Origin of the sequence: Nonomuraea sp. NPDC048826 (assembly GCF_043198225.1) — a bacterium.
Taxonomy (GTDB): Bacteria; Actinomycetota; Actinomycetes; order Streptosporangiales; family Streptosporangiaceae; genus Nonomuraea.
Genome location: NZ_JBICUQ010000003.1, coordinates 553874 through 576852 on the forward strand (window position 1 = coordinate 553874; position 22979 = coordinate 576852).

Below are 22979 nucleotides of genomic sequence, written 5' to 3' on the forward strand. Positions count from 1 at the left end.
CGGTCAGCGGGCGGCCGCGTGCCCGGCCGCCGACTCCCAGGTGCGCAGGTACGACTCCGCGCCGGCGGCCATGTCCTGGACGATCTCCGGGCCGGCGATGAGCCGCATGTCCTCGATCCAGTCGGGCACCAGGCCGTAGTTCGCGACGCCGTCCTGGTTGACGTCCCACACCCGCTCGCCGGTGCGCTGCCGGTCCAGCGTGACGCCGTCGAAGGTGGTGAACGGGTAGGTGACCGGGTTGGCCGCGTTGCCGGCCCGGGGCGCGGGGAGGCGGCCCATGCCGTTGACGTCCAGCCCGTACCCGTATCCGGACACCTGGTGGGCCTGCCTGCTGGGCTCGGTGCGCCGCCACTCGTCCACGAAGTGCTCGGCGTCGTGGCCGTACTGGGTGACCATGCCGCCGAGTGCGTAGATGCGGTCCAGGTAGAGCGGGTCGGTCCAGCTGTGGGAGGAGATGACGCCCGGGTAGCCGGCGGCTTCGAGCAGGTCGAGCGTGCGGTCGGCGGCCTTGACGCTCATGTGGTCCAGCTCGATCATCATGCCGCGCCGCATCATGCCCTCGACCATGTACTGGCCGAGCGAGGTCAGGCCACGGGTGTTGCAGTGCGGGGCCCGGGGATAGGCGGGCAGCGAGATGCCCGGCGGCAGCAGGCGGGCGATCTGGTCGGGCAGCACGCCCGCGGGCTCGATGGTGTTGTCGTGCTCGGCCGTCGTGCAGGTGCGGGCCTGCCAGAAGGAGCCGGTGCTGAGCAGGTTGCCGACGTTCACGATCGCGCCCTGGGTGCCGGAGTCGAAGCGCACCCCGCACAGCGCGTTGTCGTACTTGTGGCAGACGAACATGCTGCGCACGCCCAGCGCGTGCATCTCGTCCAGGCCGCGGTCGATCTGGGCCCGGGTGCACCGGGAGATGCCGAGGATCTGGCGGCAGCCGAACGGCTCGGACGTCTCCACGCCGAGCACCACGGCCAGCTTGCCGGCCTCGACGACCTGCCGCGCTTCGGCGGCGTCGTCGACGATCCGGAACCAGCCCCGGCCGGGGCCGCCGTTCTCGGCGTCGATGTGGGCCTGCAGCTCGCGGGCGCGCTGGGCCTGCAGCCTGATGGAGTCCATCTCGTCGCAGCCGTGCCGCCGCAGCGGGTAGATGGCGCACAGTTGGCGGTTGGCGACCAGGTGGTTGACCAGCACCCGCAGGCCGCCGCGCCAGGCCCGCTCCACCCAGGTGTAGTAGGCCTGCTGGTGGGTCAGCGAGTCGTGGGCCGGCCAGTCGCGGAACGTGGGCCAGCCGACCGGGTCGTGCCGGCCGGTGGGCGAGCCGGTGCGGGTGAAGTTCTCGTACCAGGCCAGCTCGCCGTTCGGATAGTGGTCGGGGCAGTCGCGCAGCGCCTTGGCGATGCCGTCGGGATCGAACGGCTTGCCGCACATCAGCATGCCGCCGAACGCCTCGTACGAGAACAGATGGCTGTGGGCGTCGACCAGCCCGCGCACCTCGGCGGCCGACGTGGTGGCCGAGGCGCCGGCTGAGGCGGTGGCTGGGGTGGCGGTGGCGGGTGCGGCGCTCTGCGCGACCAGGGCGCCGGCCAGGAGGGCGAGGGCGGAGGCGGCGCGGGCTAAGGTGCGGAGGCTCTTCACGGATACCTCACAAGTCGGGGGGTGCCCCCAGCATCCGCCGCTCGCTCAGACCCGGCAAGACCCAAACATGAGCTGCTCTCATCAACTCTCCGCCGTACAGGATCAGGCGACCGTGCCGTACGCGGGCCCGCCCGTCCAGGCGTAGGTCAGGAAGGCCACGCCCGCGTCGGTGGTGGTGGCGCTGGTCAGCCGCAGCCCCGCGGGCACGGTGCCCTCCGCGAACAGCCGCTTGCCCGTACCGAGGACCACGGGGAAGACCAGCAGGCGGTACTCGTCGACCAGCTCGGCCTGCTGCAACGAGCGGATGAGGCCGGAGCTGCCCTGGGTGATGATCACGCCGTCGGTGCGCCGCTTGAGGTCGTCGACCGTCTTGGCGGCGTCGCCGGTCAGCACCTCGGTGTTGCGCCAGGAGGCCGTCATCGGCGACCGGGTGGCGACGTACTTCGGCATGCTGTTGATCTTCGCGCCGCCGTCCTCGTCGGACACGTCCGGCCAGTACGAGGAGAGGATGTCGTACGACCTGCGGCCCAGCAGCATGCCGTCGGCGCGCTCGAGCTCCTCGCCCATGATGCGGTTGAACCCCTCGTCCACGTGCGGGGGCAGCCAGCCGCTGTGCGGGAAGCCGTTGTCGTCGTCCTCGCCGGGCCCGCCGGGAGCCTGCATGACACCGTCCAGCGACACGAAAGCGGTCACCGCAAGCTTGCTCGCCATTGTCGGCTCCTTCTCGAAAGGGAGGCGGGCCCGTCCGGCCCGCTCTCTGTGTTCCCAGCTTGGCGGACCTCTCTTACGGGACTCTTCAGGTTTACTTCAGCGGGCCGGCCCCGCGGCGAAAGCGGGACCGGCCCGAGCGGTCATCGGGGCGCCGGCGTGCCGGGCGCCGGGGCGTAGCCCGCGGCGCGGGCGCTGAACGTGCCCCGTCCCTGCGAACGGCTCCGCAGGTGGGTGGCGTAGCCGAACACCTCGGCCAGCGGCACCGTGGCGGTGATCACCACCGCGTCCGGCCGCGCCGCCATGCCCGTGATTTTGCCGCGCCGGGCGGCCAGGTCGCCCAGCACGCCGCCCGCGGCGTCTTCCGGCACCGTGACCGTGACCTCGGCCACCGGCTCCAGCAGCGCCATCGCACAGGCGCCCAGCGCCGCACGCAGGCCGAACCGGCCCGCCGCGCGGAAGGCGAGCTCCGAGGAGTCCCGCACGTGCGTCGCGCCGTCGGTCAGCGTGACGCGCAGCCCGGTCACCGGATGGCCGCCGATCGGGCCCTCGGCCAGGGCGTCGCGGCAGCCCTCCGCCACCGCGCGCACGTACTCGCGCGGCACCCGGCCGCCGGTCACCGTCGAGGCGAACGCGAACCCGGTGCCCTCCGCCGGCTCGACGTCGAGCACCACATGCGCGAACTGCCCCGCCCCGCCGTCCTGCTTGACGTGCCGGTACGGGACGCCGGACACGCCGCGCACGACGGTCTCGCGCAGCGCCACCCGCGGGCTGCCGACGGCGACCGTCAGCCCCTGCTCCCGGCGTACCCGTTCCACCGCCACCTCCAGGTGCAGCTCGCCCAGCCCGGACAGCAGCGTCTGCCCGGTCTCGGGGTCGGTGCGCACGGTCAGCGACGGATCCTCGTCGGCCAGCCGCGCCAGGGCCGCCGCCAGCCGGCCGGCGTCGGTGCTCCGGCGCGGCTCGACGGCCACGGACACCACCGGCTCGGCCGTCGAGGGCGGTTCGAGCAGCAGCGGCGACTCCGGCGCGCAGAGCGTCGCGCCGGGGCGCGCCGCCTTGGGCCCGGACACCGCGACGATGTCCCCGGCCACCGCCCGGTCCACCTCGGTGTGCCGGTCGGCCTGCACCCGCAGGATGCGGGCGACCCGCTCGGTGCGCCCCGCGCCCGCGTCCAGCACGGTGTCACCCTTGCGCAGCGTGCCCGCGTACAGGCGCAGGAACGTCAGCCGGCCGGTCGCGGTGGAGCTGACCTTGAAGGCCAGCGCCGCGAGCGGCGCCGCCGGGTCGGCGGCGCGCTCCCCGCGCACCGGCGGCACGTCCAGCGGCGAGGGCAGGTACCCGACGACCGCGTCCAGCAGCGGCTCGACGCCCCGGTTGCGGTACGCGGAGCCGCACAGCACCACGACGCCGTCACCGGAACGGGTGAGGTCGCGCAGCGCCGCCGCGAGCGTGCCCGCGGAGATCTCCGGCTCGGCGCAGAACTCCTCCAGCGCGCCCGGGTGCAGCTCGGCCACCGTCTCCTCCAGCAGCCTGCGCCGCCGCCGCGCCTCGGCCAGCAGGCCGTCCGGCACCGGCCCCTCGCCGGGGGTGTCGCCGTCCCAGGTCAGCGCCCGCATGCGGAGCAGGTCGACGACGCCGGTGAAGGCGTGCTCACGGCCGATCGGCAGCTGCGCGACCAGCGGCGTCACGCGCAGCCGGTCGCGGATCGAGGCGACGGCCGTGTCCAGGTCGGCGCCCGCCCGGTCCAGTTTGTTGACGAACGCGACGCGCGGCACGCCGTGGGCGGTGGCCCGCCGCCACACCGACTCGCTCTGCGGCTCGACGCCCGCGACCCCGTCGAACACGGCGACGGCGCCGTCGAGCACCCGCAGCGAGCGCTCCACCTCGTCGGAGAAGTCGACGTGGCCGGGAGTGTCGATGAGGTTGATGCGGTGTCCCGCCCAGGCGCAGCTCACGGCCGCGGCGAAGATCGTGATGCCGCGGTCGCGCTCCTGGGCGTCGAAGTCGGTGACGGTCGTCCCGTGGTGCACCTCGCCGCGCCGGTGCGTGGCTCCGGTGGCGTACAGGACGCGTTCGGTCAGGGTGGTCTTGCCGGCGTCGACGTGGGCGAGGATGCCCAGGTTGCGGATGACGGCCGGTGTTTCGACGGTGTGACGGCGCACAGTCCATGACCCTTCTCATGGGTGGGAAGCGGACAGCGCGATGAGCCGGACGACCACCCGGGATCCGGGGCAGGGCACGACGGCCCGCCCGCTCAGCGGTGGATCAGGGATGCGTCACGGCGTCCGGTGACGGCCGCGCAGCCGGCACCGGGCCGCCGGAGACACCAGGATCACCTCGTACCGCGACGGAGGGACGACGGCGGCGGTGCTGTGGTGGCGCACGGCCGGCTCCCCTCACCCGTCGGAGCGCGCCACTGCGGCGCGCGGTACGGCGGCGAGTCTAGTGATCGGGCGGGCGATCGCGGAAGCGATTTTTCCGACGCTAGGGTGCTGCGGTGTCCATCCGGTTGATCGGCGCCAATCCGTGCGTCACCCTGTCCGCCGCCGGTGAGCGGGTCGCCTTCGCCTCCGTGTGGCGGGTCGACTGGTCCGAGCGGGGCGGCGGGCCGGCGCTCGTCCTCTGGCACGCGGGCGTGACCCGGGTCCTCGCCCCCGACCCCGGGCTGGGGCGGTGGCTGGCCGGCGGCTTCACCCGCCACTTCCCGGAGGTGCGCGGCCTGCCGTGGCCGGCGCCCGAGGTCACCCGGACGCCGGTGGAGCTGGAGCTCGACCTGGAGGCGGGGCTGCGGGCGGCCGCGGCCGACGTGGTCGTCGAGATCCCCGGGCCGCCGCGCGAGCGCCGCGCCGTCCGCATCGAGGGCTTCGACCTCGGGGGCGAGCCGCACCTGCTCACGAACGTCTACATGCCGTGCGCCACCGGCTCGATCACGATCGGCGGCACCCCGGTCGCGGCCGACACGGCGGAGGCGTTCCTCGCCGACGCGGAGGTGTGGAACCGGGTCTGACCAGGGGGCGCCGGCGGCTCAGCCGGACGACCTGAGGCGCCGGGGGCTCAGCCGGACGACCTGAGGCGCCGGGGGCTCAGCCGGACGACCTGAGGCGCCTGGGGCTCAGCCGGACGTCCAGGGCGGGCCGTCGAGGCGGTCGCCGTCGCGGAGCGCCGTGAACAGCCTCTCCCACAGCGGCATCACCACCTCGGGCGAGTAGCTCCTGGCGGTCTCCGCCGCGGCGGTGCCCAGCCGCCGCCGCGCGTCCAGGTCGTCCATGAGCCGCGACAGCTCGGCGCCCAGCGCGTCCGGGTCGCGCGGCGGCACCAGCACCCCGTCGACGCCGTGCGTCAGCACGTCCGCCGGGCCCGTCGGGCAGTCGAAGGCCACCACGGGCAGCGCGTGCCCCATCGCCTCGATCATGGCCATCGGCAGGCCCTCGATGCGCGAGCTGAGCGCGTAGATCGACGCGGCGGCCATCTCCTCGTGGATCGTCTCGGTCCGGCCCATCAGCCGGAACCGGTCCGTCAAGCCCGCCTCCTGGATGCGTTCCCGGAGCTTGTCCTCCGACGGGCCGGTGCCGAAGACCCGCACCTCCCACTCCGGGTGCCGGTCGGCGATCGAGGCGTACGCGTCGACGAGGAAGTCGAAGCCCTTCTGCCGCACCAGCCGGCCGACCGCGATGATCACGGGCGCGGTGTGGTCGGAGGGCTCGCGCCCGGCCATCGGGATGCCGTTCGGGATGCGGACGACGGGAGTGTCCGGCAGCGCGGTCATGAACTCCGCCCGGCTGGTCTCGGTCAGCACCACCACCGCGTCGAAGCGGCCGTAGTGGCGGGCGATCTGCTGGCGCACGGGCTTGCGGTACGAGCCCAGGTTCATGTGGTCCTGCGCCACCCGGATCACGCCGGAGGTGGCGCGGCGGGCGGAGATGAGGTTGAGCGCCGGGCGCGTGGTCACCAGGATGCCGTCCTCCAGCGGGGCGACGTACTCGATGACCGCGCGCTCCACGCGCTCGGTGAAGTAGTTGGCGGCGAACTCGCCCGCGGGCACGATCTTGCCCCGGGCCCTGCGCCACACCTTGCGGACCAGCGAGTCCTCCTCGACCGCCGACCGCTGGTCGACCAGCGCCCACACCTTCACCCGCGGGTCGATGGCGAACTGCGGTTTGGTCCGGCGGCGGACCACGCTGACGATCTCCACGTCGTGACCCGCCGCCGCCATCGCGTTCGCCTGGTTGACCACGGTGCGGATGGTCCCGCCCATGCCGTAGGCGTGCAACAGCATGTACCGGATCTTCATGTCTTGCGTCTCCGAGGCATGTCTCAGCCGGGCGGCGTTCCGGGGCCGACCCGTTCTGCGGATCGAGGCTAACGGCTCTGGCTGGGAGTTCACTGGCAATCCAGGCCGCGCGCCGCGGCGCGCTCAGAGACGGATCGAACGGCGCAACAGGGCCCACGAGTGCCGGGCCACGGCCGGTCTGCTCTCCGCCGGGGCCCTGATCAGCACCCCGGCCAGCATGCCCACGACGAGCAGCAGGTCGTCGGGGGTGACGTCGGCCCGTACGGTGCCGTCGCGCCGCGCCTGCTCCAGGCGTCCGGCCAGCAGCCGGGTCACCCGGACGCCCACCGCGGCCATGCGCGGGTCGGCCGAGGTCACCATGTCGAGGAACGCGGCGCACGCGACGGTCTGCTCGATGATGCGCTCGAACAGGTCGTCGAGCGTGGTCTCGCGCTCGGCGGCGAGCGCCTCCAGCTCGCTGACGTTGCCCTCGAACACGGCCATCGCCAGGCTGGCCCGGTCGGGGAAATGGCGGTAGAGGCTGCCCTGGCCGACGCCGGCCCGCCGGGCGACCGCGCTGAGCGGGGCGTCGAACCCCGCGGTCGAGAACAGCTCCCGGGCCGCCGTGACGAGTGCCGCCCTGTTCGCGGCCGCCGCGCTGGGCCCTCTGTTGGCTTTCCGTACGTGCGCCACGGCAGCAACCGTAGCCACCGGACAGTAATGTCCGGCGACTTGCGGCGAAATGTCCAACACCTGACACCCAGGCCCGGATACGGATGCGGTCGAACGGGGGTCAGGTGGAAGGGGCGGAGGAGCGCGGGGAGCCGAGGGTGCGGGAGAGGGCGCGGGCGGTGGCGTGCAGGGCGGGGGCGAGAGCGCGGGGTTCGGCGCCGGAGGCGGGGACGATGACCGACAGCGCGGCCACCACCCGGTCGTCGGCGCCGCGGACGGGCGCGGCCACGCTGAGCAGCGGCCCCGGCTCGGACCGTTCGATCACCGCCAGGCCCGTCCGGCGGACCTGAGCCAGCGTGCGGCGGAGCGCGGAAGGGGAGACCGGGCGCCCCTCCGGCTCGTGCACCAGCGGCTCCGCCAGCACCCGGTCCTGGAACCCGGGCCCGGCGTGGGCCAGCAGCACCAGCCCGACCCCGGTCGAGTGGAGCGGCAGCCGCCCGCCCACCCGGTAGAGCACGTCCACGGCGTCCCTGGCGGACAGCCGCTCCACCAGCAGGGCCTCCGCCCCGTCGAGCACCGCCAGCAGCACATGCTGGTGCGTCGCCTCGTACAGGTCCTCCATGTACGGCAGCGCCGCCTCACGCAGTCCGTGGCCGCGCGGCGCGAGCGAGGCGATCTCCCACAGCCGCAGCCCGATCACGTACCGCCCGTCGCCGTCGCGCTCCAGCGCCCCCCAGTGCAGCAGGCGGCGGGCCAGCCGCAGCGCCGTGCTCGGCGGCGTGCCGGTGGCGCGGCTCAGCTCGGCCAGCGTCATCGCCCGGCGGGTCGCGGAGAAGGCGGCGAGCAGCGCGAAGGCCCGGTCGACCACGGGGGAGCCGTGCGGCGGCCGGTGCCCGCGGCGAACGTCGGTCACCCGTGCAGTGTGCCATTGAATGAAATCCTCCCTGGTGCGCGTCACGGCTCACGCCCTAGGGTTTGCCGATCAAGACAGTTGTGGAGGCGACCATGACCGCGAACCCCGGATCCGAACGGCTCGACGCCCTGCTCGCGCAGGTCCTCGACTCCGTCGGCGGCCCGGACCCGCGGGTCCGCGAGCTGGTCGGCGGCCTGGTGACGCACCTGCACGCGTTCGTCCGCGAGACCAGGCCCACCGAGGCCGAATGGCTGCGCGCCGTCGACTTCCTGGTCCGCGTCGGGCACACCTGCACCGACACCCGCAACGAGTTCATCCTGCTGTCCGACATGCTGGGCGTCACCTCGGCCGTCGACGAGGTCAACCACACCGGCCCGGCGACCATGACGCCCAGCTCGGTCGAGGGACCCTTCCACTCGCCCGCGCCGGTCCGGCCCATGGGCGCCTGGATCGCCGAAGGGCCCGAGCGGGAGCGCGGCGAGCCGGCCGTCGTGCACGGCCGCGTCACCGACTGCGACGGCGTCCCGGTCGCCGGCGCGGTGCTCGACGTCTGGCAGGCGAACGACACCGGCCTGTACGACAGCCAGGACGCCGAACAGCCCGACGGCAACCTGCGCGCCCTGCTCACCACCGGCGACGACGGCGCCTACTGGTTCCGCACGGTGAAGCCGAGCAGCTACCCCGTGCCGACCGACGGCCCCGTCGGCGAGCTGCTGCGGGCGGTCGGCCGCCACCCGATGCGGCCCGCGCACGTCCACATCAAGGTCGCGGCGGCCGGGCACCGGCCGCTCACCACCCACATCTTCGTCGCCGGCGACCCCTATCTCGGCTCCGACGCCGCGTTCGCGGTCAAGGACGCGCTCATCGCCGACTTCCTGCCGTCGGACCAGGCGCGGTTCGGCATGGACGGCCCCTTCCTGGCGGCCGAGTTCGACATCAGGCTGGTCAAGGAAGGAGACCCGCGATGAAGCTGGTCGGGATGGCCGCGCGCGACGGCGGGCGGCAGGTGACCGTCGGCGTCGTGACGGACGGCACGGTGACCCCTCTGGCCGAGGTGCACGACTTCTACGACGACGTCCCGTACTGGCTGGACCGGGCGCGCCAGGCGGGCCCCGGCGGGGTGCCGCTGGCGGAGGTGGAGCTCGCGCCGCCCGTGCCGCCGTCGGCGCGGGTGCTGTGCGTCGGGCTCAACTACCGCGCGCACGCGGCGGAGGGCGGCTTCGAGCCGCCCGCGCACCCGACGGTGTTCGGCCGGTGGACGGCCTCGCTCTCGGTGACCGGCGCGGCCGTGCCGGTGCCGGCCGGCGAGCCGGGGCTGGACTGGGAGGGCGAGGTCGCCGCCGTCGTCGGCGCCCGGCTGGCCGACGCGGACGAGAGCGAGGCCGGGGCCGCCGTGCTCGGGTACGCCGCGTTCAACGACATCACCGCCCGCACCGCGCAGAAGCTCACCAGCCAGTGGACGCTCGGCAAGAACGCCGACCGCAGCGGCCCGATCGGCCCGATCGTCACCGCCGACGAGACCGGCAGCCTCGCGGACGGGCTGCGCGTGGTCACCCGGGTCAACGGCGAGGTGATGCAGGACGCGCTCACCAGTGACATGATCTTCACCGTGCCCCGGCTCCTGTCCCACATCAGCGCCACGCTCACCCTCCATCCCGGCGACGTCATCGCCACCGGCACCCCCGAAGGCGTCGGCTACGTCCGCACGCCGCCCCGGTTGCTGACGCCCGGCGACGTGGTGGAGGTGGAGGTCGAACGGCTCGGCGTGATCCGCACCCCGGTCACCGGCCCGTCCGGAAGGAGCGCCTCATGAGCCGGGTCGTCGTCGCGGGCGGCGGCCCCGCCGGGCTCGCCGCGGCCGTCGAGCTGGGCAGGCGCGGCGTCCCGACCACCGTCGTCGAGCCGCGGGTGACGATCGACCACGACCGGCCGCGCGCCAAGACCACCAGCATGCGCACCATGGAGCACCTGCGCCGATGGGGGCTCGCCGACCGGCTGCGCGCCGCCGCGCCGCTGCCGGTCTCCTGGTCGCAGGACGTCCTGTTCTGTACGAACCTGCTCGGCGTCGAGCTGACCCGGTTCCCGAACGCGTTCGGCCTCTACCCCGAGCGCGACGAGCGGTGGGCGGAGCCCGGCCAGCAGGTGCCGCAGCCGGCCGTCGAGCGGCTGCTGCGCGAGGCGGTGGCCGAGTTACCCGCCGTCACGTTCCTGACCGGGCGTGCCGTCACCACGATCGAGCAGGACGCCGCCGGCGTCCGCGCCGGCCTCTCCGACGGCTCCGTGATCGAGGCCGACTACCTGCTCGGCTGCGACGGCGCCGCCGGGGTCAGCCGTGACGTGATCGGCGCCTCGTACGAGGGCTCGTCCGGCGAGCGGCCCAACCTCAGCGTGGTGTTCCGCGCGCCGGGCCTCGCGCAGAAGGTGCCGCTCGACCCGGCCGTGCAGTACTGGGTGATCCATCCGGAGGTGTCCGGCCTGATGGGCCGGATGGACCTGGACGACACCTGGTGGGCGATCATGGTAGGCGTCGACGTGCGCGTCTCCGCCCCCGACCCGGAGCGGCTGGTGCGCGTGCTCATCGGCGCCGACGTGCCTCTCGACGTCGTCAGCACCGACCCGTGGGTGGCCCGGATGCTGCTCGCCGACCGCTACTCCGCCGGCCGGATCTTCCTGGTCGGCGACGCCGCCCACCTCAACCCGCCGTGGGGCGGCCACGGGTTCAACACCTGCGTCGGCGACGCCGTCAACATCGCCTGGAAGCTCGCCGCCGTGCTCCAGGGCTGGGGCGGGCCCGCCCTGACCGGCAGCTACGAGGCCGAGCGCCGCCCGGTCGCCGCCCAGACCATCGCCGACAGCTCCGCCCAGGAGAAGCTGCTCGCGCCCACCTTCGCCGACCGGCCGCTCACCGGGTCAGGCCCCGAGTCCGACCGCGCCCGCGCCGAGACGGCCGCCGCGCTGCGGGTCAAGGCGGCCGAGTTCTACAGCGAGGGGCTGGTGCTCGGCTACCACTACGCGGGCTCGCCGATCGTGGCCGACGACGGCTCGCCCGTCCCGCCGCACACCCCGCAGGTGTACCACGGCTCCGGCCGGCCGGGCGCGCGGCTGCCGCACGCCTGGCTGCCTGACGGCCGCTCCCTGTACGACGCGCTGGGGGAGGGGCTCACCCTGCTGCGCCTGGCGCCGGGGCCGCGCGAGAGTGCCTTCGAGGAGGCGGCACGGGCCGTGGGGGCGGCGTTCACGGTGGTCGACCTGTCCGGGGCGGGCCTGCTCGACCGGTACGGGGCCCCGCTCGTCCTGGTCCGGCCCGACCAGCACGTCGCCTGGCGCGGCAGCGGCGACGACGGCGGCGACGCGGCGGCGATCGTGCGGACGGCGCTCGGCTTCAGCGGGGGGTGAACCGCACGCTGATCGTGCTCAGCGGGGGGTGAACCAGACGCTGATCTCGTTCATCTGCTCGGCCGGGCCCTCGACGAGGACGCGCACGGTCTCGCCGTCCAGCCCGGCCAGCGCCAACCGGCCCGTCTCGCCGCCGGTTACGGTGGCCAGGAAGTGCCGCCGGTCCAGCCAGCCGTTGAACACCGTGCCCTCCGCCAGCGGGATCACCGCCTTCCTCGCACCGGTGGCCGCGTCCCACAGGCACACGTCCCGCGCGCCCTCCCGGCAGGTGGTGGCGAACACCGTCCCGGCCGTGGTCACGGCGACGCCGGCCCGGATCAGCGCGCCCTTGCCGGCGAACGTGCCCAGCTCCCGGCCGTCGAGGCCGACGTATCGGATCGCGCCGTCCGCGCCCTGCGTGATGAGAGTCGAGCCGTCCGCCCCCCACGCGTAGCCGGCTTCCCCGCCGAAGCCGGTGCGGCGGGTCTGGACGCTTCTGGCGGCCGCGTCGACGATGACGAAGCCGATGGTGCGCTGGTCGTCCTGGCTCTGCCGGAGCGTCATGAGCAGGCGGCGGCCGTCGCCCGACCAGGCCGGGTCCAGCGTGATGCCGGGGCTGTCGGCGGTGCGCAGCGTGATGTCCTCGCCGGTGCCGCGGTCCACCAGCCGCAGCGTGTTGTGGTCGGTGGCGCCGAGGTTGGAGACCGGCAGCGCGGCCACGTACCGGCCGCCGGGGGAGACGACCGGGAGCTGGAAACTGCCGAACCGCTGGAAGGTCCTGGTCCGGGGGTCGCGGACGTACGCGGGGAAGTCCGCTTCCGCGAAACCGCCGTAGTAGGAGCTGGCCCAGGTCGGGTCGGCGGGGTTCTCGTGCAGCTCGATCTCGGTGCCGGGGAGCGTCGAGGTGGTGGTGGACGCGGTGTTCATCGGGCCGGACGAGATGCGTTGCGACGTCGGCGGGACCGGGTCGTCAGGCGTGTTCCCGATGCCGAGCACGACGGCGATGGTCGCGCCCGCCAGCACCACCGCCCCGGCCCCGGCGGTGAGCGCCCGCCGCCGCCGCGAGCGGCCCGGGGAGGACTCGGGAGCCGTGTCGGGAAGGCTCTCGGGAGCCGCGCTCCTGGTGCCCTCGTCGAGCAGGCGCTGCGGCTCCACCCGGTGCCCGAGCAGCCGCAGCAGCGCGGCACGCGCCGTCGGCCGGGCCGCCGGATCCTTGGCCAGGCAGGCGCTCACCACCTCGCGCAGGTCGCCGTGCAGATCGCCCAGGTCCGGCTCGGCCCGCAGGATCCGGTTGACCAGCGCCGGCAGGTCTCCCGAGCCGAACGGCGGCGAGCCGGTCGCCGCGCACACCACCGTCGCCGCCCACGCGAACAGGTCCGCGGGCGCTCCCGCGCCGCTGCCGAACTGCTCGGGAGCCATGTACGGCGGCGTCCCCGTCAGGTGCTCGCCGTCCGGCTCGGCGGCGTCCAGCGTCCGGGAGATGCCGAAGTCGATCACCCGCGGCCCGTCCCTGCCGAGGAGCACGTTCGCCGGCTTGAAGTCGCGGTGCACCACGCCCGCCTGGTGGATGGCGGCCAGCGCGGTCAGGCTGCCGATCGCCAGCCGGCGCAGCTCGGGCCCGCTCAGCGGCCCGCGCTCGGCGAGCACCCGGGCGAGCGAAGGCCCGTCGACGAACTCGCTGATCACGTACGGGACGCCGCCGTCGAGCTCGCCGCCGGCCAGCACGCTCGCCGTGCAGAACGCCTGGACCCGCCGGGCCAGCTGGGCCTCCTGGGCGAAGTCGGCCCTGGCCTCCTCGTCCAGCGCGTGCGCCAGTACCTTGATCGCGACCCGCTCGCCCCCGGCCGACTCGCCCAGGTAGACGACGCCCTGCCCGCCCTCGCCGAGCCGGCCCGTGACGCGGTACGACCCCACCCGCGCGGGATCCTCCGTGAGCAGCGGCCGCGGTTCCACCGTCACCGCGGGATCGCCGCCCACTGGCGGGCGCTGCCGCGCAGGTCGGCGTCCGCCAGCACGCGTTTGGTCCGTCCGAGCAGGTCCACGACCTTCACCTGCACCCGGTTCTTCTTGCCGGGGTCCTCGACCATCAGGTGGTCGTCGTCGAACCAGCCGATCATGCGGACGTCCTCGTCGAGTCCCTCCACGGTGGCCTTGCGCCCGCCGGTCGCCGAGTCCCAGACGCACACGTGCCCGGTCTTCGGGCACACGGTGAAGAACTGCTTGCCGTCGGGTGAGTACCAGTCGCGGTCCCTCGGCAGGCCCACCCAGTGCCTGGTGCTGGTCACCTTGCCCGACATGTCGTAGGTCTCGATGCCTTGCGACTTCGCGCCCGAGTAGCCGCGGGTGACCGTCCCGTCCGGGGTGAACGTGAACGGCAGCGAGATCGCGTCCTTGTACTGGGTGTTGACGACGGTGGAGGTGCGCGCGGCCACGTCCACGACGACGAAGCCGGAGAACAGCTTCTCGTCCGCTGTCCTGATCGACAGCAGCACCCGGCGGCCGTCGCGCGACCAGACCGGCAGCTGCGTCGTCTCGGGCTTCTTCACGGTCTGGACGGTAAAGGACTCGCCGGTGGTCAGGTCCCGCAGGCGGACGTGGTCCATCTCGGAGTTCTGGAACTTGATCCACGGGTTGAGCGCCACCCAGCGGCCGTCCGGCGACACCCGGGGCTCCTCGGCGAGGCCGACCTCCTCGAACCGGCCGGACGCGCCCCTGACGAACGTCTTGAAGGGCCGGCCGACCTGCAGATAGGACGTCAGGCGTACCCGATCCTGGGGGTGCTCGTGCAGGGTGGCCCCGATGTCGGCGAGCTCGACGTCGTTCTCGGCCTTCGGCGGGACGCTCGCGACGGGGGCGGTGGTCACGCGGGAGGTGATCGGCGGCGCGCTGGTGATGACCGCGCCTGGCGAGGCGGACCCGGCCGCGAGAGCGTCCACGCGCGGCGGCGCCAGCGCGTAGACGGCGACGCCGGACAGCAGCGCCCCGGCGGCGAACGCCGCCACCGCGACGAGCGCGCCGCGTCCGCGCCGCACCGGCGGGGACGGCGGTGGGGACGGCGGTGGCGAGGGCGGCTCGCCTCCGGACGGCAGCAGCCTGCCGGTCAGGAACCTCGTCTCGCCGACCAGCCGCAGCAGCACGTCGCTGGAGGATGGGCGGCGCGCAGGATCCTTGTCCAGGCACGCCTCGACGACCCCCCGCAGGTCGCCGAGGTCGGGCAGGTCGGGCGGCTCGTTCGCGATCCGGTTGACGGTGCCCGCCAGGGATCCGCCGTCGAACGGGGAACGCCCGGTGGCCGCCGACACCACGGTCGCGGCCCACGAGAACATGTCGGCGGCCGGACCTGGTTCGGCTCCGTCGAGCCGCTCGGGCGCCGCGAACGCGGGCGTCTCCACCCGCCGGGTCGTGGTCTCCGCGGTGGCCGCCATCGCGGTGGCCACGCCCACGTTGATCAGCCGGGGCCCGTCGGGGCCGAGCACCACGTTCTCCGGCCGCACGTCGCCGTGGACGGCCCCCGCCTGGTGGATCGCCACCAGCGCGGTCACCGTCCCGACCGCGAGCCGGTGCAGCGCCGCGTCCCGCAGCCGCGTGCCGCCCTCGGTCACCGATGCCAGCGTGGGCCCGTCGATGTACTCGCTCACCACGTACGGGCGTCCATCGGCGGTCCCCGAGTCGAGCACCTGGGCCGAGCAGAAGGCGGACACCTCCCGGATGGACTCCACCAGCCGCAGGAACCGTTCCCGGTCGACCTGCGGGTGCAGCAGCTTCACCACGACGGGACGGTCGGCCTGCACGCCCTCGGCCGCGTAGACGTCCGCGCCGAGCCGGCCGATCAGCCGGTACGGGCCCACATGCGTCGGATCTTCCTCACCCAGCGGTAAGAACTCGGGCATCCCGGGTCTCTCCTCTTCGGCGAATCAAGGCGGCCGCGCAGATCACCGATTATGGGTGTTTACCCGGACTATTTGCATCCCCCTGACACCGATAGTCCACTCGTAGTCCGCTCGCCCGCGTCATCCCCGGGCCGCCGCCGCGAGCAGGTGCTCGTCACCGGGACGGCAGACGAGCTGCAGCCCGACCGGCAGCCCGCCTGCGGTCCCCGCGGGCACCGACAGGGCGGGGTAGCCGAGCACGTTCCACGGGCACGTCAAGGCCAGCAGCGCGGCGCGTACGGCGATCGTCCGTCCGTCCAGCACCGCCTCCCGCGCCCCGAGCGGCGGCGCGGTGAGGGGCACGGTCGGCAGCGCGAGCACGTCCCGGCCCTCGAACAGCTCCTCGGCGGCCTCGGCGAGCCGCGGCAGCTCCGCCACCGCGCGGACGTAGCGCCAGGCCGGCACGTCCATCGCGCCCCTGATGCGGTCGAGCACGTCGGGCTGGAACAGCTCCGGCGCCGCCGCCACCCGCTCGGCGTGCACGTCGGCGGCCTCGGCGCTCTGAATCGTCACGTACACGTCCCGGAACGCGTCGGCGACCTCCCGCGGCAGCGCCACCTTCTCCGTCACCCCGGCCGCCTCACTGGCGACCCGCACCACCTCGGGATCGCAGACGTGCAGGGGCGAGGGGTCGAGCCAGGCGACGCGGAGCGGCCGGTGGCTCTCCCCGAGCTCACGGCCGCTGAGCACCCGGTAGGCGAGGAAGCACTCGGCGGCGGTGCGGGCGAGCACGCCCACGTGGTCGAAGCTGCGCGCCAGCGGGAAGACGCCGTCGGCCGGGATGGCGCCGTAGGCGGGCTTGAGACCGGCGATCCCGCACAGCGCCGCCGGGATGCGGACCGAGCCGCCGGTGTCGGTGCCGATCGCCAGCGGCACCAGGCCGGCGGCCACGGCGGCCGCGCTGCCGCCGCTGGACCCGCCCGACATGCGCTCCGGGTCCCACGGGTTGCGGGACGGGCCGGTGGCCGAGCAGTCGCCGGTCGGCCCGTACGCGAACTCGTGGGTCGTGGTCTTGCCCACGATCACCGCCCCCGCCGCGCGCAGCCGCGTCACCACGGCCGCGTCGGTGCCGGGGACATGGCCGGCGAAGTGCCGCGAGCCCATGGTGGCGGGCAGGCCGGCCACCTCGATCAGGTCCTTGACCCCCACCGGGATCCCGTGCAGCGGGCCCCGGTCCGTGCCGGCGGCCAGCTCGCGGTCCGCCTCGCGGGCCGCCGCGAGCGCGCCGTCGGCGTCCACGGAGGTGAAGGAGTTGAGCGCGGGATCGAGCGCGGCGACCGCGTCGAGCGCCTCCCGCGCCAGTTCCCCGGCCGTCGTGCGGCCCGCGCGCAGGTCGTGGCCCAGCTCGTCGAGGGTGCGGCCGGAGAAGGGGCCGAGAGGCGTCGTCATGCAATCTCTTGTAGCATCCGGCAGCCGGGGGAGCGGCACCGCCCCGAGCGGCGGACGCGCTCGGGCGATCGGAGGCCGATGAGATACGGGGTACGCGAGTTCGAGCTCACGCTGATGCACCGGATGCGCGACGTGAACGCCGGCCGGGTGGAGGAGGCGCTGCGCGCCATGGGCGCGACCCGGGCCGAGCTGCGGGCCGCGCACGCCCACTGGACCAGGCTGGCGCACGCCGGGCGGGCGCCGAAGGGGCTGGCGGCGCTGCGGAGCGCGCTCGGCCCGCCGGTCCACCGGGGCGAGCGGCGGAGCGGCAGCCTGACGTGCGAGGTGGCGTGCTGGACGTTGCCGTCGTGGCCGGAGCTGGAGTTCGAGGCGCTGGCCGGCCCCGGCGGTGAGGTGTGGAACCAGTGGTTCGTCCGCCCTGGCGGCGGCCGGGCGCTCGCGTTCGCCGACCTGGAGCCGTGGACGTGCGTGGTCGCCGACATCGGCGCCGCCTTCCCCGGCGCCACTCAGCTGGAGGGCGGCGCCCCGCACCACTGGGCGGCCGACTTCGAGCACGCGGGCGCGACCTACCGCGCCCGCTTCGTGTACGGCCTCTACCAGGGCCTGGAGCGCCTCACGCGCTGACGAAGTCGGCGATGAGCACGGTGGCGTCCTCCTCCGGCTCGACCACCGACATCTCGTCGTACAACCGGTCCAGGCAGGCCGCGGGCGACCTGCCGTCGGTGAACAGCTCCGTCATCCGTTCCACACCGAGCGCCCCGGCCACCCCGTCGGTCACCACGACGACGCGATCGCCCTGGCGGAGCGGCACGCTGCCGACCTCCGGTCCTGCGGTCCCAGCCTGACCGTCTCCGGAGGTCGTCAGCGGCCGCGGCCTCTCGCCCCTGGCGCAGTACCAGATCGCGCCGCCGCCGACGTGGGCGTAGCGCAGGCGCGGATGTTCACCCGCGTCGAGCACGATCAGGTCCAGGCCGGAGGCCTGCTCCGCCAGAGCGGGCTTCTCGCGGAGGGCCGCGCGCCACGCCGCGCGCGCGCAGTCCTCCAGGTCCTCCGCCCGCGCCCCGGCCACCTGCGGCCGGGCCGCGACCACCGCGCCCAGGGCCAGCGCGGCCGCCGTGTGACCGGGCCGGCCCCGCCCCCCTCCGTCTGCTACCGCGATCAGTCGTTCCTGGATCACGTACTCGTCGGAGGGGCGGCCGTGCGAGCCCTCGTACGTGCCGCCCACTGCCGACAGCCGCGGCCGTGCCACCGGAAGTCCCGGCGGCCACGGCCCCCGCCTGCCACGGACCGCCATCACCGACAGGCAGGAGATCAGGATCGAGATCGAGATGAGCGTCATAGAGGTCCCCCCTCAGTCGCGGTGATCGCGACACGGCCAGTACACGCGCCCAGGCAAGGGTCGGCATGACGGTCGATCGACCGTCATGCCCTTGAAAGCGCGGACGGTAGAAGGTTCGGGAGTGAGAGCAGGACCGAGGAAGGCGCCCATGCGATCCATGACCGCGGACCCGGCCCGCACAGACCCGGTGCGTTATCGTGAGTGGCGACTTGTGATCTCGTCGCGGGCGGACGGGCAGTGGCTCACCTCGGTTCCACGCGCTACGACTCGGCGGCCCGGCAACTGGAGCGCACCGCCGCGCGCACCCTTGCCGGGGCGCGCGGCGCCATGGGCGCGGTCGTGGTCGTCGCCGCGACGCTCGGCGCCGGACCGCCCGTCTCCGCGGCCTGGCTGGTGCCCGCCCTGGCGGCCGAGCTCGGCTGGACGGCGCTGTTCCTGTGGCGGCTGCGGCGTCGCCCGCGCCTGCCGGCCTGGCTCGTGGCCGGCGACGTGGCCATCACCGTCGCCCTCTGCCTCGCGCAGCGTCACCTTGTGGCAGGGGAGGCGCTGGGCGGCGGCGCGAGCTGGGTGGCGGTGCTGGTCACCATGACGATCATCGTGCCGGGCGTCGTCTGGCGGCCCGCCGCGGCCGTGCCCACCGGCGTGGCCGTCGCCGTGGCCTACCTCGCCGGGGTGCGGCTGGCCGCCCCCGATCAGGACGTGACCGCCTCACTCGGCATCCACCTCGTCCAGGTGCTGGCCATCGCGGTGCTGATGACCTTGCTGCGCCGCTCCGCCGCCTCCGCCGACGGGTTCCTCAGGGAGGCCGCCCGCGCCGACGTCGCGCTCATGGTCGAACGGCTGCGTCGCGAGGACGAGCTGAAGCAGGTCGGCAGCGTGCACGAGACGTCCCTGCACACCCTCACCATGGTCGGCCTCGGCACCTACGACGGGCCTTCGGCCACGCTGCGCCGGCAGGCGGTGACCGACCTGTCCGCGCTCGACCGGCTGCGCGCCACCCCCGGCGACGAGGGCGCGCCCATCGCCCTCGACTCCCTGCTCGACGAGGTGGCCGAGCGGGCCGCCGGGCTGCGCGTGCGCAGGCGGCTCACCCGCGAGACCGTGCCGGGCGAGGTGGCCGAGAGCTTCGCCCGGGCCGTCACCGAGGCCCTGTCCAACGTGGCGCGGCACGCCGGGGTGCGCGAGGCCGAGCTGGTCTCCAGCAGGCGCGGCGAGGAGATCCGGGTGGAGGTCGCCGACCACGGCCGCGGCTTCGACCGCGATCGGTTGCCGCCCGACAGGTTCGGCGTGCGCGGCTCGATCCTCGACACCATGCGGGCCCTGCCCAACGGCGGCGCCGACATCTCCTCGGGCGGCGACGGCACCCGGGTCACGCTGTGGTGGCGGCCATGACCGGCGACATCGAGCAGGTGGCGCAGCGCTACGCGCGCTACACCGCGATCGGCGCGGTGGTGATCGCCGGCGTCTGGCACGTCGGCTACGACCTGACGGTCACGGTCACCGGCTGGCAGGACTTCCGCTGGCCCGTGGTGGCGGCGGTCGCCTGGGTGGTCTACACCGTGGTCGCGGCCGTCGCCGCCGTGGCGATGTTACGCGGGACCGAGCCGTCGACGGCCACCACCGCCCAGCTCGTGGCGGTGATGCTGGCCGTGGACGTCGCGGTCGTCCTCGCCTGCTATCCACGCGACCTGCTCGGCACCATCGACTGGGGCTGGGGCTCGATCGGCTGGGTCGGCGTCATGCTGCTGTGGAACCGGCCGCGCTGGCGGGCCGAGCTGATCGCGTTCCTGGCCGCCAACGCCGCGGTCATGCTGGCCGCGATGGCCGTCACCGGCACCTTCGACCGGGTGTCGGTCGCCAAGTATCTCGTCGTCATGGCCGGCAGCATCATCCTGCAGCTGGGCTACAGCGTCGGCTGCCACGCGCTGCGCGCCAGCGCCGAGGACGCCGCCCTGCTGGCCCGCCGGCTGGCCGCCGACGACGCCTGGCGGATGTCCGCGCAGCGCATCCACGCCGACCGGCTGCGCCGCTACGCCGCCATCCGCGACGTGGCCGAGGATTTGCTGGAGCGGCTCGCCGACGGCGCCGACCCCGGCGACACGCGGGTGCGCCAGGAGTGCACGGCCGGCGCCCTGCGGCTGCGCCGCCTCATCACCGAGCGCGAGGACGTGCCCGACACGCTGGTCACCGCGCTGCGCGAGCGCATCGACGCGGCCGAGCGGCGCCAGGTGCTGGTGACGGCGCCGCCGTTCGGCGGCACCCTGCCCGACCTGGCCGACGGCGTACGCGAGGACCTGCTCAGGGCGCCGCTCCTGGCGCTGGACGGCGCCAGGTCGCGGGCCAGGGTCACGGTGTCGGCCATGTCTACCATGATCAGCGTGGCCGTCGTGGCCGACAACGACGACCTGCCCGTCAGCTCCGACCCGGTGTGCGAGTCGAGCGGGGTCGTCACCACCTACCAGCGGCAGGGAGGGGAGGTATGGGTCAACAGCATGTGGCTGGCCCCGTGACGGTGGCCCTGGTCGAGGACCACCAGGTGGTGGTCGACGGGGTACGGTCCTGGTTCGGCGCGCCGGGCCCGGTGACGCTCGTCGCCCAGGGGCCCACCATCGAGTCCGTCCGCGGCACGGCCGCGGACGTGCTGCTGCTCGACCTCAACCTCAACGGCACCATGATCGTCGACCGGATCGGCGAGCTGTGCGAGGGCGGGCAGCGGGTGATCGTCTTCTCCGAGCACGAGGAGCCGGAGACGGTCCGCGCCGTGCTGGACGCGGGCGCCTCCGCGTTCATCGGCAAGGGGCGCGCCACCCGCGAGTCGTGCGTGGAGACGATCCTGGCGGTGGCCGCCGACCGGCCCAGCGTCACCCCGCCGATGGCGCAGGCGATCGCCACCGACGAGAGCCCGCACCGGCCCCAGCTGTCGGAGAAGGAGCGGCTGGCCCTGCTCTACTGGTTCCAGTCCATGTCCAAGGCGTCCGTGGCGGCGCGGATGGGCATCAAGGAGCGGACCGTGCGCCAGTACATCGACCGGGCCAGGGTCAAGTACGCGGCGGCCGGCCGGCCCGCCCCCACCAAGGAGAAACTGCTCATCTGCGCCATCCAGGACGGCCTGGTCAGCCCCGACGAGGTGGACGTCTACACCTCGCTGGCCGCCCGGCCCTCCGACCGGTAGACGATCCGGCCGTCGAGCACGGTCAGCCAGGCGTCGACGCCGGCCAGCGCGTCGGCCGGCAGCGCCCGGAGGTCGGCGTCGAGCACCACCACGTCGGCGAGCCTGCCGGGGGCGAGCGAGCCGATCCGGTCCTCCATGCGCAGCGCGTGGGCCGCGTCGACGGTGTGCGCCCGCAGCGCCTCCTCCAGCGTCACGGCCTGCTCGGCACCGATCGGCCCGCCCTCGCGGGTCCTGCGGCGCACCGCGTTCGACACCGTCTCCATGGGCCGCAGGGACGAGACGAACGAGTCGCTCGACAGCACCGGGCGCAGCCCCGCGTCGATCTCCTCGCGCATCGGCTGCAGCCGGTGCGCCCGCCTCTCGCCGAGCCGCCGCACGAAGTCGGTGCCGCTGTCGTACAGGAAGTTGGGCTGGTTGACCGGGATGACGCCGAGCGCGGCGAACGCGCGCACCTGGGCCGGCGTGGGGAGGCCGCAGTGCTCGATCCGCGGCCTGGCGTCGTCGCCGGACACCGCGACCGCGGCCCTGAGCGCGTCGAGCGTGTAGCCCATCGCCCGGTCGCCCTGGGTGTGCACGCCCACCTGCCAGCCCGCCGAGGCGGCCCGGCGCACCAGGTCGACGAGCTCCTCGGGCCGGTGGTAGAGCGAGCCGGTGAAGTCGTCCCCGTACGGCTCCTCGAACATCGCGGTGCCGCCCAGGAGCGTGCCGTCGCAGTAGAACTTCATCGCGCCGAACCGCAGCCGGTCGTCGCCGAACGGGCCGGCCAGGCCGATGGAGGTCAGCTCGTCCAGCATGTGCGACAGCGGCATGACCACCGTGCGCACCGGCAGCGTGCCCGCCTCCCGGGCCGACCGGTAGACGAGCAGCTCGCGGCGCGACACCTGCGGGTCGCACACGGTGGTGACGCCGGCCCGCAGATAGGTCTCCGCCGACATCTCCAGCCACGAGCGCAGCTGCTCGCCCGGCAGGTCGACGTGGAAGTTGGGGCCGTGGCAGCCGATGTCGACGGCCACCGGGAGCAGCAGCTCCATGGCCGAGTCCAGCACCATCCCGGTCAGCCGGCCGCCCTCGTCCCTGACGAACGCGCCGGCCGCCGGGTCGGTCACGTCCTCGCCGATGCCGCGCCAGGCCAGCGCCGCGGAGTTCACCACGGCCTGGTGGCCGGACACGTGGTAGACGATCACCGGGTGGTCGGTGGTGGCCTCGTCGAGCTGCCGCCGGGTGGGCCGGCCGCCGGGGTACTTCGCGTCGTCCATGCCGTACGCGCGGATCCACTGCCCCGACGGGGTCCTGGCGGCCTCGGCGGCGATCCTGGCCACCAGGTCCGCCGCGCTGCCGACCCCCGGGTAGCGGGCGTCCACCGCCACCAGCGACTCCGCCGTGGACAGCAGATGGTTGTGCGGGTCGATGAACCCCGGCAGCACGGTGCGCCCGCCCGCCCGCACGACCTCGGCGCCGGGCCCGGCGGCGGCCAGCACGTCGGGCTCCCGGCCGACGGCCAGCACCCGGCCGTCGCGCACGGCCACGGCCTCGGCGGACGGGTGCGCCGGGTCCATGGTGATGACGTCGCCGCCGGTGAT

At 74.4% G+C, this 22979-nt stretch carries 19 protein-coding genes; 8 read left to right on the forward strand and 11 right to left on the reverse strand.

Annotation, left to right across the window (positions count from 1 at the left end; all coding sequences use genetic code 11):
* Nucleotides 1-3: 3 nt before the first annotated feature.
* From ACGFI7_RS13110 to fusA, 3 genes are all read right to left on the reverse strand, one after another.
* Nucleotides 4-1629 (reverse strand): Coagulation factor 5/8 type domain-containing protein, encoded by a 1626-nt coding sequence (locus ACGFI7_RS13110; RefSeq protein WP_393403167.1) that lies wholly within the window; start codon nt 1627-1629, stop codon nt 4-6.
* 102 nt (nt 1630-1731) lie between these two features.
* Entirely contained in the window at nt 1732-2340 is a 609-nt protein-coding gene (locus ACGFI7_RS13115) for a dihydrofolate reductase family protein (RefSeq protein WP_393403170.1), read from the reverse strand.
* Between the two features lie 140 nt (nt 2341-2480).
* Entirely contained in the window at nt 2481-4502 is a 2022-nt protein-coding gene (fusA, locus tag ACGFI7_RS13120; RefSeq protein WP_393403173.1) for an elongation factor G, read from the reverse strand.
* Between the two features lie 335 nt (nt 4503-4837).
* On the opposite strand from fusA, the gene ACGFI7_RS13125 reads away from it, so the two are divergent.
* Nucleotides 4838-5347 (forward strand): hypothetical protein, encoded by a 510-nt coding sequence (locus ACGFI7_RS13125; protein WP_393403175.1) that lies wholly within the window; start codon nt 4838-4840, stop codon nt 5345-5347.
* A gap of 105 nt (nt 5348-5452) precedes the next feature.
* Here the strand turns inward: ACGFI7_RS13125 and ACGFI7_RS13130 are convergent, their stop codons facing one another.
* The 3 genes from ACGFI7_RS13130 to ACGFI7_RS13140 all read right to left on the reverse strand — a co-directional run bounded on the left by ACGFI7_RS13130 (nt 5453) and on the right by ACGFI7_RS13140 (nt 8195).
* The gene (locus tag ACGFI7_RS13130; RefSeq protein WP_393403178.1) at nt 5453-6631 is read right to left on the reverse strand and encodes a glycosyltransferase family 4 protein; all 1179 of its coding nucleotides are present in this window, start codon (nt 6629-6631) and stop codon (nt 5453-5455) included.
* Between the two features lie 123 nt (nt 6632-6754).
* Nucleotides 6755-7303, reverse strand: a complete 549-nt coding sequence (locus ACGFI7_RS13135; protein WP_393403181.1) for a TetR family transcriptional regulator — start codon at nt 7301-7303, stop codon at nt 6755-6757.
* A 100-nt stretch (nt 7304-7403) separates the two neighbouring features.
* Nucleotides 7404-8195: an IclR family transcriptional regulator gene (locus ACGFI7_RS13140; protein ID WP_393403184.1), complete on the reverse strand. Its 792-nt coding sequence runs from the start codon at nt 8193-8195 to the stop codon at nt 7404-7406.
* A gap of 92 nt (nt 8196-8287) precedes the next feature.
* Between ACGFI7_RS13140 and ACGFI7_RS13145 the strand changes: the two genes are divergently transcribed.
* The 3 genes from ACGFI7_RS13145 to ACGFI7_RS13155 are packed head-to-tail and all read left to right on the forward strand — an operon-like array spanning nt 8288 to nt 11591.
* Nucleotides 8288-9163 carry a dioxygenase gene (locus ACGFI7_RS13145; protein WP_393403187.1) on the forward strand — a complete coding sequence of 292 codons (876 nt, stop codon included), beginning with the start codon at nt 8288-8290 and terminating at the stop codon, nt 9161-9163.
* The gene (locus tag ACGFI7_RS13150; protein WP_393403190.1) at nt 9160-10008 is read left to right on the forward strand and encodes a fumarylacetoacetate hydrolase family protein; all 849 of its coding nucleotides are present in this window, start codon (nt 9160-9162) and stop codon (nt 10006-10008) included. The genes ACGFI7_RS13145 and ACGFI7_RS13150 overlap by 4 nt, the downstream gene beginning before the upstream one ends.
* Entirely contained in the window at nt 10005-11591 is a 1587-nt protein-coding gene (locus ACGFI7_RS13155) for an FAD-dependent monooxygenase (protein ID WP_393403193.1), read from the forward strand. The genes ACGFI7_RS13150 and ACGFI7_RS13155 overlap by 4 nt, the downstream gene beginning before the upstream one ends.
* Nucleotides 11592-11609: 18 nt before the next feature.
* Here the strand turns inward: ACGFI7_RS13155 and ACGFI7_RS13160 are convergent, their stop codons facing one another.
* The 3 genes from ACGFI7_RS13160 to ACGFI7_RS13170 form a co-directional block, all read right to left on the reverse strand.
* Nucleotides 11610-13529 (reverse strand): WD40 repeat domain-containing serine/threonine protein kinase, encoded by a 1920-nt coding sequence (locus ACGFI7_RS13160; RefSeq protein ID WP_393403196.1) that lies wholly within the window; start codon nt 13527-13529, stop codon nt 11610-11612.
* Complete coding sequence (locus ACGFI7_RS13165) at nt 13526-15460, reverse strand: protein kinase (RefSeq protein WP_393403199.1); 1935 nt, start codon at nt 15458-15460, stop codon at nt 13526-13528. Before ACGFI7_RS13165 ends, ACGFI7_RS13160 begins: the two co-directional genes overlap by 4 nt.
* Nucleotides 15461-15580: 120 nt before the next feature.
* A complete protein-coding gene (locus tag ACGFI7_RS13170) occupies nt 15581-16888 on the reverse strand; it encodes an amidase (RefSeq protein WP_393403202.1) in 1308 nt (435 codons plus the stop codon).
* A gap of 78 nt (nt 16889-16966) precedes the next feature.
* Here ACGFI7_RS13170 and ACGFI7_RS13175 point away from each other — a divergent pair, with 78 nt between their 5' ends.
* The gene (locus ACGFI7_RS13175; protein WP_393403205.1) at nt 16967-17512 is read left to right on the forward strand and encodes a hypothetical protein; all 546 of its coding nucleotides are present in this window, start codon (nt 16967-16969) and stop codon (nt 17510-17512) included.
* Here the strand turns inward: ACGFI7_RS13175 and ACGFI7_RS13180 are convergent.
* Nucleotides 17502-18227, reverse strand: coding sequence for a protein phosphatase 2C domain-containing protein (locus tag ACGFI7_RS13180; protein WP_393403208.1), 726 nt, complete (start codon nt 18225-18227; stop codon nt 17502-17504). The two genes, ACGFI7_RS13175 and ACGFI7_RS13180, sit on opposite strands and share 11 nt — an antisense overlap.
* Nucleotides 18228-18464: 237 nt before the next feature.
* On the opposite strand from ACGFI7_RS13180, the gene ACGFI7_RS13185 reads away from it, so the two are divergent.
* The 3 genes from ACGFI7_RS13185 to ACGFI7_RS13195 are packed head-to-tail and all read left to right on the forward strand — an operon-like array spanning nt 18465 to nt 21399.
* Nucleotides 18465-19619, forward strand: coding sequence for a sensor histidine kinase (locus ACGFI7_RS13185; RefSeq protein ID WP_393403210.1), 1155 nt, complete (start codon nt 18465-18467; stop codon nt 19617-19619).
* Nucleotides 19616-20737 (forward strand): hypothetical protein, encoded by a 1122-nt coding sequence (locus ACGFI7_RS13190; RefSeq protein WP_393403213.1) that lies wholly within the window; start codon nt 19616-19618, stop codon nt 20735-20737. The genes ACGFI7_RS13185 and ACGFI7_RS13190 overlap by 4 nt, the downstream gene beginning before the upstream one ends.
* Nucleotides 20707-21399: a response regulator gene (locus ACGFI7_RS13195; protein WP_393403216.1), complete on the forward strand. Its 693-nt coding sequence runs from the start codon at nt 20707-20709 to the stop codon at nt 21397-21399. The genes ACGFI7_RS13190 and ACGFI7_RS13195 overlap by 31 nt, the downstream gene beginning before the upstream one ends.
* Here ACGFI7_RS13195 and ACGFI7_RS13200 read toward each other — a convergent pair.
* Nucleotides 21363-22955: an amidohydrolase gene (locus ACGFI7_RS13200; RefSeq protein ID WP_393403921.1), complete on the reverse strand. Its 1593-nt coding sequence runs from the start codon at nt 22953-22955 to the stop codon at nt 21363-21365. The two genes, ACGFI7_RS13195 and ACGFI7_RS13200, sit on opposite strands and share 37 nt — an antisense overlap.
* Between the last annotated feature and the right edge of the window lie 24 nt (nt 22956-22979).

Coding starts and splice junctions, on each gene's coding strand:
- ACGFI7_RS13115 (WP_393403170.1), bottom strand. CDS start 2,340: ATGGCGAGCAAGCTTGCGGTGACCGCTTTCGTGTCGCTGGACGGTGTC.
- ACGFI7_RS13130 (WP_393403178.1), bottom strand. CDS start 6,631: ATGAAGATCCGGTACATGCTGTTGCACGCCTACGGCATGGGCGGGACC.
- ACGFI7_RS13145 (WP_393403187.1), top strand. CDS start 8,288: ATGACCGCGAACCCCGGATCCGAACGGCTCGACGCCCTGCTCGCGCAG.
- ACGFI7_RS13150 (WP_393403190.1), top strand. CDS start 9,160: ATGAAGCTGGTCGGGATGGCCGCGCGCGACGGCGGGCGGCAGGTGACC.
- ACGFI7_RS13155 (WP_393403193.1), top strand. CDS start 10,005: ATGAGCCGGGTCGTCGTCGCGGGCGGCGGCCCCGCCGGGCTCGCCGCG.
- ACGFI7_RS13165 (WP_393403199.1), bottom strand. CDS start 15,460: ATGCCCGAGTTCTTACCGCTGGGTGAGGAAGATCCGACGCATGTGGGC.
- ACGFI7_RS13170 (WP_393403202.1), bottom strand. CDS start 16,888: ATGACGACGCCTCTCGGCCCCTTCTCCGGCCGCACCCTCGACGAGCTG.
- ACGFI7_RS13175 (WP_393403205.1), top strand. CDS start 16,967: ATGAGATACGGGGTACGCGAGTTCGAGCTCACGCTGATGCACCGGATG.
- ACGFI7_RS13180 (WP_393403208.1), bottom strand. CDS start 18,227: ATGACGCTCATCTCGATCTCGATCCTGATCTCCTGCCTGTCGGTGATG.
- ACGFI7_RS13190 (WP_393403213.1), top strand. CDS start 19,616: ATGACCGGCGACATCGAGCAGGTGGCGCAGCGCTACGCGCGCTACACC.
- ACGFI7_RS13195 (WP_393403216.1), top strand. CDS start 20,707: ATGGGTCAACAGCATGTGGCTGGCCCCGTGACGGTGGCCCTGGTCGAG.
- ACGFI7_RS13200 (WP_393403921.1), bottom strand. CDS start 22,955: ATGGACCCGGCGCACCCGTCCGCCGAGGCCGTGGCCGTGCGCGACGGC.